The sequence below is a fragment of the Pseudarthrobacter oxydans genome (genome assembly GCF_013314975.1).
In the GTDB taxonomy this organism is placed as follows: domain Bacteria; phylum Actinomycetota; class Actinomycetes; order Actinomycetales; family Micrococcaceae; genus Arthrobacter; species Arthrobacter oxydans.
Map to the genome: position 1 here is coordinate 85,708 of NZ_JABTYH010000007.1, position 17,947 is coordinate 103,654.

19 protein-coding genes and 1 tRNA gene are annotated in these 17,947 nt (G+C 65.7%); 8 read left to right on the plus strand and 12 right to left on the minus strand.

What is annotated here, in order from left to right; genetic code table 11:
• Positions 1 to 59 precede the first annotated feature (59 nt).
• Positions 60 to 1,259, plus strand: coding sequence for an acetyl-CoA C-acetyltransferase (locus HTS88_RS06900; RefSeq protein WP_174176745.1), 1,200 nt, complete (start codon positions 60 to 62; stop codon positions 1,257 to 1,259).
• Positions 1,259 to 1,756 carry an aminoacyl-tRNA deacylase gene (locus tag HTS88_RS06905; RefSeq protein WP_174176747.1) on the plus strand — a complete coding sequence of 166 codons (498 nt, stop codon included), beginning with the start codon at positions 1,259 to 1,261 and terminating at the stop codon, positions 1,754 to 1,756. Before HTS88_RS06900 ends, HTS88_RS06905 begins: the two co-directional genes overlap by 1 nt.
• A gap of 76 nt (positions 1,757 to 1,832) precedes the next feature.
• On the opposite strand, the gene rplL is transcribed toward HTS88_RS06905, so the two are convergent.
• The 9 genes from rplL to HTS88_RS06950 all read right to left on the minus strand — a co-directional run bounded on the left by rplL (position 1,833) and on the right by HTS88_RS06950 (position 8,361).
• Entirely contained in the window at positions 1,833 to 2,207 is a 375-nt protein-coding gene (gene rplL, locus HTS88_RS06910) for a 50S ribosomal protein L7/L12 (RefSeq protein WP_066277893.1), read from the minus strand.
• A 77-nt stretch (positions 2,208 to 2,284) separates the two neighbouring features.
• Complete coding sequence (rplJ, locus tag HTS88_RS06915) at positions 2,285 to 2,869, minus strand: 50S ribosomal protein L10 (protein WP_104184342.1); 585 nt, start codon at positions 2,867 to 2,869, stop codon at positions 2,285 to 2,287.
• Between the two features lie 296 nt (positions 2,870 to 3,165).
• On the minus strand, positions 3,166 to 4,284 hold the full coding sequence (locus HTS88_RS06920; protein ID WP_174176749.1) for a GNAT family N-acetyltransferase: 1,119 nt from the start codon (positions 4,282 to 4,284) through the stop codon (positions 3,166 to 3,168).
• A gap of 7 nt (positions 4,285 to 4,291) precedes the next feature.
• Complete coding sequence (locus HTS88_RS06925) at positions 4,292 to 5,341, minus strand: GNAT family N-acetyltransferase (RefSeq protein ID WP_246256052.1); 1,050 nt, start codon at positions 5,339 to 5,341, stop codon at positions 4,292 to 4,294.
• Positions 5,342 to 5,552: 211 nt separating this feature from the next.
• Positions 5,553 to 6,260 (minus strand): 50S ribosomal protein L1, encoded by a 708-nt coding sequence (gene rplA, locus HTS88_RS06930; protein WP_066277900.1) that lies wholly within the window; start codon positions 6,258 to 6,260, stop codon positions 5,553 to 5,555.
• Between the two features lie 185 nt (positions 6,261 to 6,445).
• On the minus strand, positions 6,446 to 6,877 hold the full coding sequence (gene rplK, locus HTS88_RS06935) for a 50S ribosomal protein L11 (RefSeq protein WP_003803853.1): 432 nt from the start codon (positions 6,875 to 6,877) through the stop codon (positions 6,446 to 6,448).
• Positions 6,878 to 7,005: 128 nt separating this feature from the next.
• Positions 7,006 to 7,809: a transcription termination/antitermination protein NusG gene (gene nusG / locus HTS88_RS06940; RefSeq protein ID WP_174176753.1), complete on the minus strand. Its 804-nt coding sequence runs from the start codon at positions 7,807 to 7,809 to the stop codon at positions 7,006 to 7,008.
• Positions 7,810 to 7,922: 113 nt separating this feature from the next.
• The gene (gene secE, locus HTS88_RS06945; protein ID WP_104184345.1) at positions 7,923 to 8,207 is read right to left on the minus strand and encodes a preprotein translocase subunit SecE; all 285 of its coding nucleotides are present in this window, start codon (positions 8,205 to 8,207) and stop codon (positions 7,923 to 7,925) included.
• Between the two features lie 81 nt (positions 8,208 to 8,288).
• A tRNA-Trp gene (locus HTS88_RS06950) sits at positions 8,289 to 8,361 on the minus strand.
• Between the two features lie 278 nt (positions 8,362 to 8,639).
• Between HTS88_RS06950 and HTS88_RS06955 the strand changes: the two genes are divergently transcribed.
• The gene (locus HTS88_RS06955) at positions 8,640 to 9,857 is read left to right on the plus strand and encodes a pyridoxal phosphate-dependent aminotransferase (protein ID WP_174176755.1); all 1,218 of its coding nucleotides are present in this window, start codon (positions 8,640 to 8,642) and stop codon (positions 9,855 to 9,857) included.
• Between the two features lie 151 nt (positions 9,858 to 10,008).
• On the opposite strand, the gene HTS88_RS06960 is transcribed toward HTS88_RS06955, so the two are convergent.
• Entirely contained in the window at positions 10,009 to 10,692 is a 684-nt protein-coding gene (locus HTS88_RS06960; protein ID WP_174176757.1) for a LuxR C-terminal-related transcriptional regulator, read from the minus strand.
• Complete coding sequence (locus HTS88_RS06965; RefSeq protein WP_174176759.1) at positions 10,689 to 12,119, minus strand: ATP-binding protein; 1,431 nt, start codon at positions 12,117 to 12,119, stop codon at positions 10,689 to 10,691. The genes HTS88_RS06960 and HTS88_RS06965 overlap by 4 nt, the downstream gene beginning before the upstream one ends.
• A 124-nt stretch (positions 12,120 to 12,243) precedes the next feature.
• Between HTS88_RS06965 and HTS88_RS06970 the strand changes: the two genes are divergently transcribed.
• The 5 genes from HTS88_RS06970 (at position 12,244) to HTS88_RS06990 (ending at position 16,420) form a co-directional block, all read left to right on the plus strand.
• Entirely contained in the window at positions 12,244 to 13,899 is a 1,656-nt protein-coding gene (locus HTS88_RS06970) for a PspC domain-containing protein (RefSeq protein WP_174176761.1), read from the plus strand.
• A 1-nt stretch (position 13,900) separates the two neighbouring features.
• On the plus strand, positions 13,901 to 14,185 hold the full coding sequence (locus tag HTS88_RS06975) for a hypothetical protein (RefSeq protein ID WP_217432282.1): 285 nt from the start codon (positions 13,901 to 13,903) through the stop codon (positions 14,183 to 14,185).
• A 3-nt stretch (positions 14,186 to 14,188) separates the two neighbouring features.
• A complete protein-coding gene (locus HTS88_RS06980) occupies positions 14,189 to 14,446 on the plus strand; it encodes a PspC domain-containing protein (RefSeq protein WP_174176763.1) in 258 nt (85 codons plus the stop codon).
• A 151-nt stretch (positions 14,447 to 14,597) separates the two neighbouring features.
• Entirely contained in the window at positions 14,598 to 15,623 is a 1,026-nt protein-coding gene (locus tag HTS88_RS06985; RefSeq protein ID WP_104184350.1) for an ATP-dependent 6-phosphofructokinase, read from the plus strand.
• An 80-nt stretch (positions 15,624 to 15,703) separates the two neighbouring features.
• Positions 15,704 to 16,420, plus strand: coding sequence for a GNAT family N-acetyltransferase (locus HTS88_RS06990; RefSeq protein WP_174176765.1), 717 nt, complete (start codon positions 15,704 to 15,706; stop codon positions 16,418 to 16,420).
• Here the strand turns inward: HTS88_RS06990 and HTS88_RS06995 are convergent.
• Positions 16,382 to 17,893: a DHA2 family efflux MFS transporter permease subunit gene (locus HTS88_RS06995; RefSeq protein ID WP_174176767.1), complete on the minus strand. Its 1,512-nt coding sequence runs from the start codon at positions 17,891 to 17,893 to the stop codon at positions 16,382 to 16,384. The genes HTS88_RS06990 and HTS88_RS06995 overlap by 39 nt on opposite strands.
• Positions 17,894 to 17,947: the final 54 nt, after the last annotated feature.

Consider the following 17,947-nt stretch of genomic DNA (forward strand, 5'->3'; position numbering starts at 1 on the left):
GACCAGGGTCACGATAGCCTTGGTGGCTTACACCGGAAAACGGATCGGAAGAGATAACCATGGGCAACTCCCGTGACAACACTGACGTTGTCATCCTCGCAGCAGCGCGCACCCCGCAGGGCCGGATCAATGGGCAGCTGGCAAGCTTCACCGCCGTGGAACTGGGTTCCCGCGCCATCAAGGCCGCGCTGGACGCCAGCGGCGTGGATGCCGGCGACGTGGAAGCCGTCATCATGGGCCAGGTGCTGCAGGCAGGTGCCGGCCAGAACCCCGCCCGGCAAAGTTCAATCGGTGCCGGCATCGGCTGGGACGTCCCTGCCGTGACAATCAACAAAGTATGCCTGTCAGGACTGACCGCGGTGATCGACGCCGCCCGGATGATCCGTAGCGGCGAGGCGGCAGTGGTGGTGGCCGGCGGCCAGGAATCCATGACCCGGGCCCCGCACCTGCTGCCCGGCTCGAGGCAGGGCTGGACCTACGGTTCAATCCAGGCCCTGGACGCTGCCGCGCATGATGGCCTGACAGACGCTTTCGACGGGCAGTCCATGGGTTTGTCCACCGAGACCCGCAACCTTGCCCTGGGCATTGACCGCACATCGCAGGACAACGTGGCCGCCCAGTCCCACCAGCGGGCCGCGCTGGCCGCCAAGAATGGAACGTTCGACGACGAAATCGTTCCGGTCAGCGTCAAGCAGCGCAAGGGCGATCCGCTCGTGGTCTCCGTTGACGAGGGCGTCCGACCCAACACCTCCGTGGATTCGCTCGCCGGGCTGCGCGCAGCTTTCGTGACCGACGGGACCATCACCGCCGGTAACTCCTCTCCCCTGTCGGACGGGGCCGCAGCCCTGGTGCTGGCCTCCCGCGGCTATGCCGAGGAACACGGCCTGGAATACCTGGCCGTCGTCGGGAAACCCGGGCAGGTTGCCGGACCGGACAACTCGTTGCACTCCCAGCCATCCAATGCCATCCGGAATGCCCTGGGACGGGCAGGCTGGACCACAGCCGACCTGGACTTCATTGAGATCAACGAAGCCTTCGGGTCCGTGGCCGTCCAGTCGCTCAAGGACCTGGACTACCCGCTTGAGAAGTGCAATATCCACGGCGGCGCCATTGCCCTGGGCCACCCCATCGGGGCCTCGGGCGCACGGCTGGCCGTCCATGCTGCGCATGAGCTGAAGCGCCGCGGAACGGGTAAAGCCGCCGTGTCGCTGTGCGGCGGCGGCGGGCAGGGCGAAGCGCTCCTGCTCTACCGCGACTGATGGCCGGCCCGGTCATGAACGGGGCGGACGGCGCCGGACACGGACGGTTCCTGGCCGACGCCTCCGCCCGCGGGCTGGCGGTGGACATCGTGGAAAGGCCGGCCGCCAGGAGCCTCGAAGAGGCAGCCGGCATTCTGGGAATCAGCCCCGCTGACATCGTCAAATCGCTGGTGGTCAAGCACAAGGACGGTACCTTCCTGTTTGCGCTGATCCCCGGCGACCGCCAGATCTCCTGGCCCAAACTGCGGGCCCTGGTGGGCGTCAACAAGCTGTCGCTGCCGCCCGCGGACACGGCCCTGGAGGCGACCGGGTACGAGCGAGGCACCATTACGCCGCTGGGCAGCTCCACCAGCTGGCCGGTCTACGCGGACGCCACTATCACCGGGCGCCGGATCTCGATGGGTGCGGGCGCCCACGGCTACAGCGCCTTCGTGGACGCGGACGCCCTGACCGCAGCACTGGACGCTGTTGTAGCCGATATCTCCGACCCCGTTTAAAGCAGGAAGCACCGCATTAAAGCAGGAAGCCCCGCCCACAAACGTGGACGGGGCTTCCTGAGGAAAAAGCGCGTTACTACTTGAGGGTAACGGTTGCGCCTGCAGCCTCGAGCTGCTCCTTGGCCTTCTCGGCAGCTTCCTTGGTTGCACCTTCGAGGACAGCCTTGGGAGCGCTGTCAACCAGGTCCTTGGCTTCCTTGAGGCCCAGGGAAGTGATGGCGCGAACTTCCTTGATCACTGCGATCTTCTTGTCGCCGGCAGCTTCGAGGACGACGTCGAAGTCGGTCTTCTCTTCAACCTCTTCAGCAGCAGCGCCGGCGGGGCCAGCAACAGCAACAGCAGCAGCGGTAACTTCGAAGGTCTCTTCGAAGAGCTTGACGAACTCGGAGAGCTCGATGATGGTCAGTTCCTTGAAAGCTTCAATGAGCTCTTCGTTGGTGAGCTTCGCCATGGTAGGCGTCCTTCCTGTTGTGGTGTTCAGCGGCACGCAGCCGTGCTTCACACCGGAGTCTTGTGAGGTAAAGAGAGTTAGTTCTCTTCAGCTGCGGGAGCTTCGGCTGCAGGAGCCTCTGCTTCTGCGGCGGGAGCTTCTTCAGCGGCGGGCGCCTCGGCAGCTGCCGGTGCACCGTTCTCTTCTTCAAGCTTGAGGCGCAGTGCGTCAATGATGCGTGCAGCGGCGGCAGCAGGGGCCTTGAGGACGCCTGCAACCTTGGCGAGCTGCAGCTCGCGGGACTCGAGAGCTGCCAGTGCGGCAACCTCGCTGGCGTTCAGTGCCTTGCCCTCGAAGTAACCGGTCTTGATGACCAGCTGCTTGTTGGTCTTGGCAAAATCCGTCAGGCTCTTGGCAGCGGCAACTGCGTCACCCTTGATGAACGCGATCGCAGTGGGGCCGGCAAGCTGGCCGTCGAATGCTTCGACACCGGCTTCCTTGGCTGCAATGGCGGTCAGGGTGTTCTTGACGACCGTGAACTTGGTGTCCTGGCCGAGAGAAACACGCAGCTGCTTGAGCTGTGCAACGGTGAGCCCACGGTATTCGGTCAGGACAGCGGCGTTCGATTCCTTGAAATCGTTAGTGATCTCAGCTACTGCTGAAACCTTGGTAGGCGTTGCCATAACCCTCCTTCCGGGGATAGTGCCGGTATTCGACGGTCCCCGCTCAAGAGAGCTAAAACTAAAAACGCCCCGCGCAGATGCACGGGGCTTGGCTCAACACGGCTGTACCGTGGAGCTTTGCTTCGTTCACCTGCGCCGGCCGCCCTGCGTTGAGGGTCCTTCGTCCGGAAAACCACTTCTATCCCCCGCGCAGAACTGCAGAGTTGAGCCATGCTCAGGGGAGTGGATTTCCAACAACCGACGGTCTTTGGTCATCCCAGTCTAAGGGAGGTCCCGCCGCTCCGCCAAATCGGCAGTCAGCTGTTGCTGGTGCGAAGGTGCGGAAGCTCCTTCTGCCAGATTCCCGTCACGCCCGCGGTCCGGAATCCCAATTGCTGGTTGACGGTCAGGAGGTATCGGTTTTCCGGCGCATTCCAGGTGTAGATGACCCGGGCATCCGGAAACTGCTCCGTCAGCCGTTCCATGTTCGCCACCTTGATCAGGAGTCCCAGCTTGTTGCCGCGGTGCTCCTGCAGGACGAGGGTATCGTCCTGGAAAACCACGTCAGCGCGGTGGGCCAGCACCGTGATGGTGGTCAGGCCCACCAGCGCCCCGCTGGCGAGATGCTCGACGGCGGTGACCACCGTCCGCCGGCCCTGCGCAATGGCAACGTCTTCGGCCTCCCGGAGGATGGCGCCGTCGAACACCATGTCCTGCTCAACCGGCACCTGGAGCGACGGGTCGACGTCGGCGCCTGCCTGGTTTTCCAGGACGGCGACGGCCTCCAGCCAGCGGTCAGGGCACCGGTCCGTCCAATGGTGCAGCCGGTACCGGCCGTTGTTGGCTTCCTCCGCTTCGGCCTGCAGGTCGGCCACCAGCTTCGAGTCCAGCGGCAGCAGGCAGGAACTGAACTGCTCAATGTGCTGCAGGGTGTATCCGGTGCGTTGGGCGAACTCCACCTCGCGGCTCTCCAACGGCACGAAGCCCTGCCCCGATCCGGGGACCAGCTGGGCACGTTCGAATTCGCGCAGGGAAGCCCCGGGATGGTTGGTGTCCACCAGGATCATGGTGCGGCCTTCATTGCGGGCCAGCTGCTCGGCGGCCTGGAGCAGCTTCCTCCCGACGCCCTGGCGCTGGAACTCGGGCAGGATGTCCAGGGTGAACTCCGCCAGGTCCAGGTTGTCCGTGAGGGGAAGGGCGATGTCAACGGTGCCGACGATCTCACCGTCGACCTTGGCGACCAGGATCAACTGCCGCTCATAGGGATCCGCGAACTCAAGCAGCTTTTCCAGGGGGCCGTAGGCGAGGTCGTCGCTACCCCAGGTCTGCATGCGGACTTTGCGTCCCACTTCGACGGCGGCAAGGAAGTCCGCAGCGTCCGGCGCCTCGAGTGAATCAGGGATCCAGAGCTGCTCGATCTTCACGTCTTTTGCCATAGGCGCATCATCCCAGCCGTTTCTGCCACTCACCTTCATAACCAGCCGGCCTGAATCCAAGGGCAATATTTATGGCCAGCATATGTTGGTTTTCACTGGCGTTCCACGTCAACACAGAACGCGCCGACGGCCATCTGCCCTGGGCACGCCGTAGATTCGCCACCTTGATAAGCGTGCCGAGGCGGCGGCCGCGGTGTTTGGCCGTGACCAGGGTGTCCTGCTGGGCAATGGAGGCCGGCACACCGGGCCGCCAGTTGAGGACCGTGTAGGCGACCAGCTCCCCCGTGGCGCTGTGCAGTGCGGCGGTCACCGCGGACTGGACGCCGCCGCGGGCCATCGTTTGCTCCTCCTCCCGCACCCTCGCTGCATCCCAGTCCTCGCCCTCCCAGTCCATCCCGGCAATGGGAACGTCCGTGCTCATCCGGGCTTTGAGAACCGCGTAGGCCCGAACCAGGTCTTCGGGGCAGGTGTCGTCCCAGCCCGTGATGATGTAGCCGCCTGCCCCCGCTGCTGCCTCCGACTCCAGCCGGTCCAGCAGTTCCGGCGCAACGGGAAGGTCCAGCCGGCTGGACCGTTCCACCTGTTCCAGCTCGTAGCCGGAACCTGCGGCGAAGGCCACTGCAGGTTCGGTGACCGGCAGGCCCCCGGCACCGGATTTTGCGGGGAGCAAGGGGTTCCCGTCCGCCGCGGCCAGCGGAACCTCGTGGTATCCGTAGAGGGAGGTCCGGCCCCGTTCCCGGGCTATCGACTCGGCGTGCAACAGCAGCGTCCTGCCCAGCCCCCGGCGCCGGTGGACGGGCGCAATCAGGACGTCGATGCCGGCGGTGTGGGTGTTCTCGCGGAGCGGCAGTTCCACCGAGCACATGCCAACGGTCTCCCCCTTCAGCCTCGCCAGGAAGAGCTGCCGCTCCTCGTACTCGTTGCCCTGCCAGAACTCGGCAGCTTCCTGGAGGGTGGGACAGCGGTCCAGGTTGCCCCACAGGGCGAGCTCGTGCTCCACCCGCAGGGCCTGGCATTCCCTGAGATCTGCTGTGGGTCCTGCAGAAGCGGCATTCATGCCGGGTTCCGGAAGCACCTTAACGCCAGTGATAACGGGTGCAGTGGGGGTCCCTGGGAAGGTGTCCGACTCCGGGTCAGCCATTCCTACAGCTTAGGCACAAGGTACCGGCGGCGGGATAGTTTCGCAGCTTAAACAAAACCGCCCGGCACAGGTGCCGGGCGGTTTGTTGCGGCGGACGGGTTCCGCTGCAGGAGCTTCAGACGAGGATTTAGGCCTCGGTCAGAACCTTGGTGACGTTCGGGTCGACGGAGATGCCGGGACCGAAGGTGGTGGCAACCGTGGCCTTCTGGATGTAGCGGCCCTTGGAAGCGGACGGCTTCAGGCGAAGCACCTCTTCGAGCGCTGCTGCGTAGTTCTCGGCCAGCTTGACGGCGTCGAAGGAGACCTTGCCGATGATGAAGTGCAGGTTGGAGTGCTTGTCGACGCGGAAGTCGATCTTTCCACCCTTGATGTCGTTGACGGCCTTGGTGACGTCGGGGGTCACGGTGCCCGTCTTCGGGTTCGGCATCAGGTTACGCGGGCCCAGGACCTTACCGAGGCGGCCAACCTTGCCCATGAGGTCAGGGGTGGCGACGGCGGCGTCGAAGTCGGTCCAGCCGGCTGCGATCTTTTCGATCAGGTCGTCGGAACCAACGAAGTCGGCGCCGGCGGCGATTGCTGCCTCAGCCTTGTCACCGGTGGCGAACACGAGGACGCGGGAAACCTTACCGGTGCCGTGGGGCAGGTTGACGGTGCCGCGGACCATCTGGTCAGCCTTGCGGGGGTCGACGCCGAGGCGGAATGCAACCTCAACGGTGGCGTCGAACTTGGACGGGTTGGTGTCCTTGGCGAGGGTTACTGCCTCGAACGGCGCGTAGAACTTCTCCGCGTCGATCTTGGCGGCTGCTGCCTCATATGCTTTGCTGCGCTTTGCCATGCTGCTTATTTCTCCTTGTGCAGTTGTGGTCTGCGGACCGCGCTGGGCCCTGCCACAGTTGGTGGGCGGGCTCGTTATCCGTGCCCGTTTCCCAACATTTCAGTTTTGGTGGTGCCGGTGTCCCGGCGGTGCCGCCCGTCGTCGTGCCCTTATTGCGGGACACAACACCAAAGCGGCGGAAGCGGCTAGCCTTCGACGGTGATGCCCATGGAGCGGGCGGTGCCGGCGATGATCTTCGCTGCGCCTTCGAGGCTGGTGGCGTTGAGGTCTTCCATCTTGGTGGAGGCGATCTCGTTGACCTGTGCCTGGGTCAGCTTGGCAACCTTGACGGTGTGCGGGGTTGCTGAACCCTTGGCGACGCCTGCAGCCTTCTTGATGAGCTCTGCAGCCGGCGGGGTCTTGGTGATGAACGTGAAGGAACGGTCCTCGTAGACCGTGATTTCCACGGGAATGACGTTTCCGCGCTGGGCTTCCGTCGCAGCGTTGTACGCCTTGCAGAATTCCATGATGTTGACACCGTGCTGGCCAAGCGCAGGACCGATCGGCGGGGCCGGGTTAGCGGCACCTGCCTGGATCTGCAGCTTGATGAGGCCGGTGACCTTCTTCTTGGGAGCCAATGTAGGGTCCTTCTCTCAATAACGTCCTGGGGCACAGGAGCGTGCCTCAGGTTTGTGGCCGCCATGGCAAGGCGGCCGGCCGTTCCGGTACTGCTAAGCGGGCAGCCCCGGGACGAATTCTTGGGTGATCAGATCTTGGTGACCTGGTTGAACGCCAGGGTAACCGGCGTTTCGCGCTCGAAGATGGATACGAGCACCACGAGGGTCTGGGATTCGACCTTGATCTCGGAAATGGTGGCGGGAAGGGTCTCGAACGGGCCTTCCTTGACGATGACGGACTCGCCAACCTCGAAGTCAACATCCACGGGGGCCTGGTTCTGCTTGTTGACCGGCTTGCCCTTCTCGGCCTGCTCTTCCTCGAAGACGGGAGCAAGCATGGAGAAGACCTCGTCCAGGCGAAGCGGCACGGGGTTGTGGGCGTTACCCACGAAGCCGGTGACACCCGGGGTGTGGCGGACGGCGCCCCACGAGGCGTCCGTGAGGTCCATGCGGACCAGCACGTAGCCGGGGATCCGGACGCGGTTGATGACCTTGCGCTGAGCATTCTTGATCTCAACGACTTCTTCCATGGGCACCTGGATCTCGAAGATGTAATCTTCCATGTCCAGGGTCTGGATGCGGGTTTCCAGGTTGGCCTTCACGCGGTTTTCGTAACCGGCGTAGGAGTGGATGACGTACCAGTCACCTTCCTGGCGGCGCAGCTTGGCCTTGAACTCCTCGGCGGGGTCAACGTCTGCTTTGGCGGCGGCAGCGGCGAGGGCGTCAGTGGACTCCTCTTCGGAGCCGGCGTCTGCCTCGGCGTCAAAGTCGGAACCGGCGTCCTCGGATTCGGGCGCGGAGGAATCAACCTCAGACTCGTCACCGGCTTCTGCCGTGACGTCCGCGGACTCTTCCAGCTCAGTCTCGGTTACCTCGAGCTCCTGCTCAGACACTTGGTCTCCTGCTTCCTCATTGCCTAACATGCCTATTTAAATGGCTCAATTCCGCACACCGGCGTTCCGTCCGGGAATCCCGGAGGAACACGCGGCCTGCGGACCGTGCAGCGTTAGCTGTCCGTGGTGCCGGTCCCGCCGAAGACCCAGCCGACGGCGGTTCCAAAACCGATGTCCAGCAGGCTGACGATGACCATCATGATGCCCACGAACACCAGCACCACGAGCGTGTAATTGATCAGTTCCTTGCGGGTGGGTGCAACAACCTTCTTCAGTTCGCCGATGATCTGGCGGACGAAGAGTGCAATGCGGGCGAAGAAGTTTGCCTTGGCGTCCTTCTTAGCTGGGCGGCCCTTGGAGCTGCTGGCAGCTGTTTCGGTCACCTGGTCCTCGCTCATCTTTGCAATGTTGGATTACCCGGCCCTGAACAGAACCATGGTTGCTGCGCTTGCCCCGGATTTTCGCCCGGGGCGCTTGCGCAGGGCAGACAGGACTCGAACCTGCAACCTGCGGTTTTGGAGACCGCTGCGCTACCAATTGCGCCACTACCCTATGGAGTGAATTCCACCCTCTGACAACGAGCCTCCAGTCTGAGCTGGGGCGCACGTCATCATCCGTGTTTCAACACCGGTGAACCAGTCTACGCAACAACTTCGTGTTCGTCGAACCGGCCCATTTCCGGCCCCCGCCTGACGGCCTGCCTGACATGTGACCGGGACACAGTCACAAATCAAAACCGGCAACCCGGAGGGTCCGGTGAACAGCATAGAGTAGAACTCGTCGAATCCCACATTCCAGCCCCCAGGCTGCAAGCGAAGAACGGACCTGCCATGTCTGCCGCCCGCGTTTCCCAGCGCATTTCCGCAATTGCCGAATCCGCAACCCTCGCCGTTGACGCCAAGGCGAAGGCGCTGAAGGCAGCGGGCCGGCCGGTTATTGGGTTTGGTGCGGGCGAACCGGACTTCCCCACTCCGGACTACATCGTCCAGGCCGCCATCGAAGCTGCCGGCCAGCCGAAGTACCACCGCTACTCCCCTGCCGGCGGATTGCCGGAGCTGAAGAAGGCCATAGCCGACAAGACGCTGCGCGACTCCGGCTATGCAGTGGACGCCGCCCAGGTCCTGGTGACCAACGGCGGCAAGCAGGCCGTGTACAACACCTTCGCCACCCTGGTTGATCCGGGAGATGAGGTTATTGTCCCCACCCCGTTCTGGACTACCTACCCGGAGGCCATCCGCCTGGCCGGCGGTGTCCCCGTGGAGGTGTTTGCGGGTCCTGAGCAGGACTACCTGGTCACTGTGGAACAGCTCGAAGCAGCCCTTACGGACAGGACGAAAATCCTGTTGTTCGTGTCGCCGTCCAACCCCACCGGCTCTGTCTACTCGCCGGAGCAGGTGGCGGAGATCGGCAAGTGGGCAGCGTCCAAGGGCCTTTGGGTGGTCACGGACGAGATCTACGAGCACCTGACCTACGACGGCGTTCCCTTCACTTCGATCGCCACCGCGGCGCCGGAACTGGGCGACAAAGTGGTGATCCTGAACGGCGTTGCCAAAACCTATGCCATGACCGGCTGGCGGGTGGGCTGGATGATCGGTCCGGCCGACGTCATCAAGGCCGCCACCAACCTGCAGTCGCATGCCACCTCCAACGTCTCCAACATCATGCAGATCGCCGCCCTCGCCGCGGTTTCCGGCCCGCTGACGGCTGTTGATGAGATGAAGGTGGCATTCGACCGCCGCCGCAAGGCGATCGTTGCGGGCCTGAACGCCATCGACGGCGTGGAATGCCCGACGCCGAAGGGCGCCTTCTACGTCTACGCCGATGTCCGTGGGCTGCTGGGCAAAGAGTTTCCCACCGCCTCCGGCACCGCAACCCCGCAGACCTCTGCCGAGCTCGCAGCGCTGATCCTGGACGAGGTTGAAGTGGCCGTGGTTCCGGGTGAGGCCTTTGGTCCTTCCGGCTACCTGCGCCTTTCCTACGCCCTCGGCGACGAGGACCTGGCCACCGGCGTGCAGCGGCTGCAGGACTTCCTGGGCAAGGCCCAGTAGGACGCTCTCTCTCACTTAACGCAGGAATTCCCTAAACGCTCTATCACTCCCTTCCCGGTGAGTGATAGAGCGTTTGGCGTTAAGGCGCATCAAGTGAGAGAGCGTTTGGCGTTAAGGCGCATCAAGTGAGAGAGCGTTTGGGGACGTGGGATTAGAGGAGGCGGCGCTCTGCGGCCCACTTGGTCAGCTCGTGGCGGCTGGAGAGCTGCAGCTTCCGCAGTACCGCTGATACGTGGGTTTCCACCGTCTTGATGCTGATGAAGAGCTCCTTGGCCACTTCCTTGTAGCTGTAGCCGCGGGCGATGAGGCGCATGACCTCGAGTTCCCGCGCGGACAGCCTGTCCAGTTCGTCGTCGGCGATGTCCGCGGGGGCGGTACCAAAAGCGTCCAGGACAAAGCCTGCAAGCCGGGGCGAGAAGACCGCGTCACCGCCGGCAACCCGGTACACGGCGTCAGTGATTTCCGCCCCCGAGATGGTCTTGGTGACGTAGCCGCGTGCTCCCGCCCGGATTACCGCCACAACGTCCTCGGCCGCGTCCGAGACGCTGAGGGCAAGGAACTTGGTGGCAGGGAGCAGGGCTGCGGAACCGGCGATAACCTCACGGCCCCCGCCGCCCAGGCCTCCGGGCAGGTGGACGTCCAGCAGCACCACGTCCGGGCGCTGCTGTGCTATGACGGCGATGGCCTGTTCCACCGTGGCTGCCTCGCCCACCACCTGGATGCTGGGGTCCAGGTCCGCTTTCAGGCCCGAGCGGAAGATCGCGTGGTCGTCGACAATGACCACCCTGGCGGACCTGGCGGCCGGATCCGAACCCGGTCCCTGCGTTGTGTTCATGGCTTGCCTTCCGTGCTGTCCTGCGGGGCGGCGGGAAAGCCCAGCCGCACCTCCGTGCCTTCGCTGCTGCTGGTGATTGCCGCTGTACCGCCGTGGCGGTTCATGCGGCCGATGATGGATTCCCTGACCCCGAGCCTGTCCTCCGGCACATGCTGCAGGTCGAAGCCGGGGCCGCGGTCCTTGATAAACACCTCGGCACGGCCGCCGGATGCCTCCAGGTAGACCGAAACGGTCCCGCCGCCGTGGCGGGAGGCATTGAGCATGGCCTCCCGGCTGGCCTGGATCAGCGCTTCATGGCCCTCCGTGACGGCAGTGTCCCCCACGCAGACCACCTCGACGGCGTTGCCCAGCAGGTCCTCCACTTCGGCTGCCACGGCCTTGATCCGGTCCGACAGGTGCCCGGCGTCCTTGCCGGGATCCGCAAAAAGCCAGCCCCGCAGCTCGCGTTCCTGGGCACGGGCCAGCCGGACGACGTCGTGCTCGCTGGCCGCCCGACGCTGGATCAGGGCCAGCGTCTGCAGCACCGAGTCATGCAGGTGGGCGGCAATCTCGGCCCGTTCGGTCTCCCGGATCCTGCCGGCCCGCTCCGCCTCCAGGTCGCGCCAGAACTTCAGCGCCCATGGCAGCAGGACCAGCACCACCCCGCCGAGGACAGCCACCGAGGCCAGCAGCGCCAGCCAGGTCTGCTCCCAGGAACCGGAGCCGGACACCATCACCAGGACGCCGGCCACCACCAGCGCCAGCCCTGCCGCGAGCCGGGCCCAGCCCCCTGCCTGGTCCGCCTTGGTTTTGTCCACGAGCCCGGCCCGCCGGGTCTCATCCAGCTGCATCCAGGCAATGGAGGCGCCGCCGAGCACTGCCGCAGCGGGTATCAGGGTTCCCAGTGGCACATCCACGCCCAGCAGTTGGGCGATCAGGATGCCCGCCACGAGCAGCAGCCCGGTTCCGAGCAGGATTTCCTTGCCGTAGCGCATCTCCCGGAACCGGAACCAGGGCGGCCGGACGGGCTCGGACGCGGACGCTGCGGCTTCCCCCAGGGCGGGGTATCCGAGGCCGCGTGGAGAGGCATTATCCGTCCGTGGGCCGCCGTCGGGCCTGCTGGGCGGCGCGATCCCGTCAATGCCGCCACCCGCCGGGGCCGCTGCCCAGGGAACTGCGGCCGGCACGGTCTCCCGGCTGACAGCCGGTGCAATGGGCGACGACGGCCGGCGCGCCTGGCGCCGGGCGCTTTCGTCAGCCGTGGGGACCATGATCCACAACCAGGCATAGAAGACGACGCCGGCACCGCCGGCCAGCGACGCAAGGACCATTGCCACCCGCACGTGGACCACGGGCACGCCCAGGTGTGCGGCCAGGCCGGAGCACACGCCTGCGATGAAGCGGTCGCTGCGGCGGACCAGCGGGAGGCGGGCGGGCACGGTTGTCATGGATCAATCCAAGCACGGATCAGGGTTCCCGGGCCCGCAATCCGGCCGGATCCGGGGTCCTCTCAGGGACCATTCAGGGTGTCCCCCAGTAGAGCCGAAGCGCCGCAGGCGGAAGGATCGAAGCATGAACTCGCAAACCTCCACCCCTGATGACGGCCACCCGACGGAGCCCCTCCCCAAACGGGACAACGAAAACCCCACCGAGCCCCTCCCGCCGGCTGGCTCCCAGTCCGTGCCTTCCCCCTCACCTGTTCCCCCGCCGGCGTCGGGTCCGGCCCCGGAGCAGGAACCGGAGCACGACGACGGGGACGGCTCCTCTCACCGGTCCATGCGGGATGACGCGGCGTACGACGGCGCCGGTGCGGCCTATGCCGGGCAGCCTGCCGGAGCGTACCCGGGCCAGGGCAGCTCCGGCCCGGGCAGCGCAAGCCCGGGCAGCGCAAGCCCGGGCGCCGGCAGCTACCCGTATGCCGGTGCACCCACCCAGCAGACCGACTTCTTCGGCTGGGTGCGCAGCCATGGGATCACCCGCGGCCAGGACCGCTGGATCGGCGGCGTCTCCAGCGGCATCGCCCGGCGCCTGGGTATCGACCCGCTGATCGTCCGGGGCGTCTTCATCGTGATGACCCTTTTCGCGGGCATTGGTGTACTTTTCTACGGCCTGGCATGGGCCTTCCTGCCAGAGCCCGATGGAAGGATCCATGTCCAGGAAGCCGGCGCCGGACGGTGGACCAGCGGCATGACCGGTTCCCTGATCGCCGTAATCCTCGGCTTCAGCGGGCTGGGCGGCGACTTCTGGGGCTGGAGCAACCACGGTTTCGGCGCCTTCCTCTGGACCCTCTTCTGGGTTGGCGGCGCCATCTACCTGATCTACTACCTCGCGCAGCGCAACAAAGCAGCGGTGGGCACACCGGCGGGCGCAGCCGCACCCGGCGCCACCTCTTACCCGGGCACCCCATACCCCGGTACCACCACGCACTCTGCCGCAGCCTCGGCGGCAACGGCGCCCCTGTACCCGGACGTTGCAGGGACCGGCCCGTTCACCGGCAGCCCCTACGGCGCCGGCGGCTCCGGAAGCGGCGGATGGGACAACAAAGGCGCGGGCAGCACCTGGCAGCCGCAGGGTCCTCCGCCGGCACCCAAGGCGCGCCCCGCAGGCCCCGGGGCCCCCGCCGTCGCCATCGCTGCCGGCAGCGCACTGATCGTCGGCGCGGGGCTGAAAGCCCTGGACGTCACCAACATCATCGACCTCGGTGACTCTACGAACGCCATCGCATGGGCCAGCGCGGCGGCGGTCCTGGGCCTCGGGATCCTCATTCTGGGCTTCCGCGGCCGCACTTCGGGCATCCTGTCGTTCTTTGCGGTGGCAGCCCTCATCACGGGAGGAATCTTCAATGTGGTGGGCAACAACGGCGAGCGCGTCCGCTTCCAGGAAGTTGACTGGGCCCCCACGAGCATCCAGCAGGCAAGCGAAGGACTGAACATCACGGCGGGACGGGGAACCGTTGACCTCACCGGGCTCGCGCTGGACGCCCCCCTTGAGTCCGAGGTGCTTGTCCCCCTGGACTTCACCGCCAGCAATGTCACCGTGGTGATCCCTGACTCCGTGCCCGTGGACATCCGGGCAGATATGACCCTGGGGAACCTCGCGGAAGGCGGAAGCCAGCGCGGCGGGACAACCACACGCGAAAGCAGCTACAACACCGACAAGCCCGGCAGCCACCTGGTCATCGAGATCGACGGCACCGTCAGCAACGTCACCATCGAGGAAGGAAATTGACATGAGCAGCCAAACACCGGCGCCGGACCCCTACATTCCGGGGAGCTCCGCGGCGGCACGCACCGACTCCGCCCCTCCCTCCGGGGCGCGGGTGGGAACCATCGTATGGGGCCTGATCGTGGTTGCCCTCGCAGCCCTGATCATCATCGCCCAGCTCGGAATCGTCACCCTCAATGGGACCTACGTCCTGATCGGCCTCATGATCGGAGCGGGTGCGGCCCTGGTGGTCGGAGGACTCCTCTCCGCCAGGAAAAGTGACAACGGCACCACAACACGGAAGTCTTGAACCATGGATAAATTCTTCAGCATCGTCAGGGGCCTGGGCCTGAAACGCGGACCCCAGCGCATCCTGGGGGGCGTCCTGGGAGGGATTGCGGCAAAACTCAACGTGGATGTGGCCTACGTCCGCATTGCCTTCCTCCTCTTTGCCCTCCTCCCCGGCCCCGCCTTCGTTTTCTACCTCGTGGCCTGGGCTGTCCTGCCGGACCAGCGGAACGTCATCCCGCTGCAGTCGTTCCTCGACAGGCGGTCACTGAACCGCCCGTGATACACCGCCACACAGGGCCCCGCTCCTCCACCTTGGAGCGGGGCCCTTCGTGTAACCAGTTTGTGTCGTACCGCACACACCGCACTAGACTCTATGTGAGCTCAGCGTGGCGCTCTGCCTGTAAACCCACTCCCCAGGATTTGAGCGAGACATGAAAATTGGAATCCTTACCAGCGGTGGCGACTGCCCCGGACTGAATGCGGTGATCCGCGGAGCAGTCCTCAAGGGAATTGCCATCCACGGCCACGAGTTCGTCGGTTTCCTCGACGGCTGGCGCGGCGTTGTTGAGGGCGACATCATCGACATCCCCCGGACCATGGTCCGCGGCATTGCCAAGCAGGGCGGCACCATCCTGGGTACCTCCCGCACCAACCCGTTCGAAAACGGCGGCGGCCCCGAGGTCATCAAGGCCCACATGGAGCGCCTGGGCATCGATGCCATCATTGCGATCGGCGGTGAGGGCACGCTGGCAGCGGCCAAGCGGCTTACCGACGCCGGCCTGAAGATCGTCGGTGTTCCCAAGACTGTTGACAACGACCTCGACGCCACCGACTACACCTTCGGTTTCGACACCGCCGTGCAGATCGCCACCGAGGCCATCGACCGGCTCCGGACCACCGGGGAGTCGCACCACCGGTGCATGATTGCCGAAGTCATGGGCCGGCACGTCGGGTGGATCGCCCTGCACGCCGGTATGGCTGCAGGTGCCCACGCCATCCTCATTCCGGAACAGAAAGTCAGCATCGAGCAGATCACCGAGTGGGTGAACGAGGCCCATGCCCGTGGCCGTGCGCCTCTGGTGGTCGTGGCTGAGGGGTTCGTTCCCGAGCACATGGAAACCCCGCATTCCGAGCGCGGCCTGGATACCTTCGGCCGGCCCCGCCTGGGCGGCATCGCGGACCAGCTGGCCCCTGAGCTTGAAGCGCGGACCGGCATTGAAACCCGTGCCACCATCCTGGGCCACATCCAGCGCGGCGGCGTGCCGTCCGCTTTCGACCGTGTCCTGGCCACCCGGCTGGGCATGGCGGCCATCGACTCGGTGGTCGAGGGCTACTGGGGCACCATGGTGGCGCTCAAGGGAACGGACATCGAGCACGTGGGCTTCCAGGAAGCCCTGGGCAAGCTGAAGACCGTCCCGCAGAACCGCTACGACGAAGCTGCCGTCCTGTTCGGCTGAGCCGTCCGGCATACCTGAAGAGTGGCTGCGGCCGATGTGTCCTCCCCAACGGGACCGGTTGCCCGCCCTAGGCTGGGAGCATGACACTCGACCCCGGTTCGGCCGCCATCATCCAGCTTGCGTGGGCCCGGCGCCTGGGGCTGGATGATGACGCCTTCAGCTCCGCCCTGGCCTCCGGGGAACGCATAGTCCGCGCCGACGAGTCGGCGCGGACCGTCGAGTTCGTCCGGCTGTTCGGCAGCTCGGCGCTGGTGGGTCCCCAGTGGGTCATCGACACCGCGGCGGACATCCCCGACGAGGAAATGGCGCAGCACGTCACCCTGCTGACCCTCACCAGGTCGCACGGCGGGCACGGGCTGGGGGCAGCCGCACTCTTTTTTGCGGACGACCTGCCCCTCAGGCAGCCGCCGGAGGAAATGACCGTCTCGCACGGCAACGCCGAGGCGATCGAGCTTGAGGGCCGGTGCCCGCCCGACGACGTCAACGAAGTGGGCCTTTCAGACCTGGAGAACCGCTACACGATCGTCCATGAACTGGAGGGGCGCCGGGTGCCCCTGGCTTGCGGAGCCTACTCGGAGTGGGAAGGGCTGCTGGCGCATCTTGGCGTCCTGGTGGACCCTGAATGGCGCCGGCGCGGACTGGGCTCCCTGGCAGCCTCGATTGCCGCCCACGAGGCCCTCGCGGCGGGCCTGACCCTCCAGTGGCGGACGGACGTCAGCAATACAGGTTCCCTGGCGCTGGCCCGGAAGCTCGGCTTGTCAGCCGGCGGAATCCAGACCAGCGTCCACCTTGGCTGACCCCGGCACGCCCCAGCCCTGAACCGGCTGCGGCTTGGCGAAGAACAGCGCCACGGCCGCGCCTACCAGGATGACCCCGGCAGGCAGCAGGATGGACTGGCCCATCGCCGTCGAAAATCCGCTGTGGAGGGCCTCGGGGAGGCCTCCGGACAGGGCCATTCCCTCGCCCGCTCCCCCGCCGGGGCCACCGGCCGGAAGCTCCGCGGCCAGCCGCGCCTGGATCAGCACCGCAATGGCGGCGCTGCCCAGCACGGCGCCGATCTGCCGCGTGGTGTTGTACACGCCGGACCCGGCCCCGGCCTGCCGCGGGGGAAGGTTGCGGGTGGCGGTAGTGCTGAGCGGAGCCCAGATGCCTGCGTTCGCGAATCCGAGGACGGCGCTGGGCAGGAGGAACAGCAGGATGGGGGTGTCCGGCTGCATCAGGGCCGAGTTCCATACAAGGGCAACGGCCATCAGCACCAGGCCCGCTGCGGTGATGAATTTCGGGTTGACCCTGTCGATGACCTTCCCCACCACCGGCGCCAGTCCGCCCGAGATCAGTGCCATGGGCACCATCATCAGCGCGGACTGGGTGGGCGTGAGGCCGCGGACCAGCTGGTAGTAGAAGATGAGCGGCAGGCTGAACGCGGTCACGGTGAAGCCGACGGTGGTGATTCCGATGTTGGCCAGGGAGAAGTTACGGTCCCGGAAGAGGGCCAGGGGCAGCAGCGGCTCGCCTTTGTTGAACCGCTGCCAGACCACAAAAAGTGCCAGCACGGCAAGGCCTGCGATGATGAGCCCCCACACAGTCACGGGCCCGGCGATGGTGCCCCAGTTGTAGGTTTCGCCTTCCTGGATGCCGAACACCAGGAGGAAAAGTCCGACGGCGCTCAGCACCACGCCGGGGATGTCGAACCGGTGCGGGTGGGTGCTGAGGGCCGGTACGTTGCGCAGGGCGAGGATAAAACCGGCAACGCCGATGGGGACATTGATGAAGAAGATCCATTCCCAGCCGAGACCGTCCACCAGGACCCCGCCCAGGATGGGGCCCACGAGGGTGGCCATGCCGGCGGTGGCACCCCAGATGGCCATGGCCGCGCCCCGCCGGTCCGGCGGAAAAATGCGGGTGATGACCGCCATGGTCTGCGGCGTCATCATGGCGGCGCCGAGCCCCTGCAGCACGCGGGCCGCGATGAGTGTCTCCACGTCGCCGGACAGCCCGCACCACAGCGACGCCAGGGTAAAGACCACCAGGCCTGAGAGGTACAGCTTCTTCGGGCCGAAGCGGTCACCCAGCCTGCCCGTGATGAGCAGCGGGACCGCATAGGCCAAAAGGTAGGCGCTGGTAACCCAGATGACCGAGTTGATGTCCGCGTCCAGGCCCTCCATGATCCGCGGGTTCGCCACGGACACGATGGTGGTGTCGATCAGGATCATAAAGAACCCGATCACCAGGGACCACAGGGCCGGCCAGGGTTTTGCTACGTTTTCCACGGTCATCCTTCGTCAGGTGGTTACTGCCGGGCGGGACCGGGGTGAACGGCTGGG

Bases quoted from the DNA above. Each gene is read 5' to 3' on its own strand.
- HTS88_RS06900 (WP_174176745.1), top strand. From the start codon at position 60: ATGGGCAACTCCCGTGACAACACTGACGTTGTCATCCTCGCAGCAGCG.
- HTS88_RS06905 (WP_174176747.1), top strand. From the start codon at position 1,259: ATGGCCGGCCCGGTCATGAACGGGGCGGACGGCGCCGGACACGGACGG.
- rplL (WP_066277893.1), bottom strand. From the start codon at position 2,207: ATGGCGAAGCTCACCAACGAAGAGCTCATTGAAGCTTTCAAGGAACTG.
- rplJ (WP_104184342.1), bottom strand. From the start codon at position 2,869: ATGGCAACGCCTACCAAGGTTTCAGCAGTAGCTGAGATCACTAACGAT.
- HTS88_RS06920 (WP_174176749.1), bottom strand. From the start codon at position 4,284: ATGGCAAAAGACGTGAAGATCGAGCAGCTCTGGATCCCTGATTCACTC.
- HTS88_RS06925 (WP_246256052.1), bottom strand. From the start codon at position 5,341: ATGAATGCCGCTTCTGCAGGACCCACAGCAGATCTCAGGGAATGCCAG.
- rplA (WP_066277900.1), bottom strand. From the start codon at position 6,260: ATGGCAAAGCGCAGCAAAGCATATGAGGCAGCAGCCGCCAAGATCGAC.
- secE (WP_104184345.1), bottom strand. From the start codon at position 8,207: ATGAGCGAGGACCAGGTGACCGAAACAGCTGCCAGCAGCTCCAAGGGC.
- HTS88_RS06955 (WP_174176755.1), top strand. From the start codon at position 8,640: ATGTCTGCCGCCCGCGTTTCCCAGCGCATTTCCGCAATTGCCGAATCC.
- HTS88_RS06960 (WP_174176757.1), bottom strand. From the start codon at position 10,692: ATGAACACAACGCAGGGACCGGGTTCGGATCCGGCCGCCAGGTCCGCC.
- HTS88_RS06965 (WP_174176759.1), bottom strand. From the start codon at position 12,119: ATGACAACCGTGCCCGCCCGCCTCCCGCTGGTCCGCCGCAGCGACCGC.
- HTS88_RS06970 (WP_174176761.1), top strand. From the start codon at position 12,244: ATGAACTCGCAAACCTCCACCCCTGATGACGGCCACCCGACGGAGCCC.
- HTS88_RS06975 (WP_217432282.1), top strand. From the start codon at position 13,901: ATGAGCAGCCAAACACCGGCGCCGGACCCCTACATTCCGGGGAGCTCC.
- HTS88_RS06980 (WP_174176763.1), top strand. From the start codon at position 14,189: ATGGATAAATTCTTCAGCATCGTCAGGGGCCTGGGCCTGAAACGCGGA.
- HTS88_RS06985 (WP_104184350.1), top strand. From the start codon at position 14,598: ATGAAAATTGGAATCCTTACCAGCGGTGGCGACTGCCCCGGACTGAAT.
- HTS88_RS06990 (WP_174176765.1), top strand. From the start codon at position 15,704: ATGACACTCGACCCCGGTTCGGCCGCCATCATCCAGCTTGCGTGGGCC.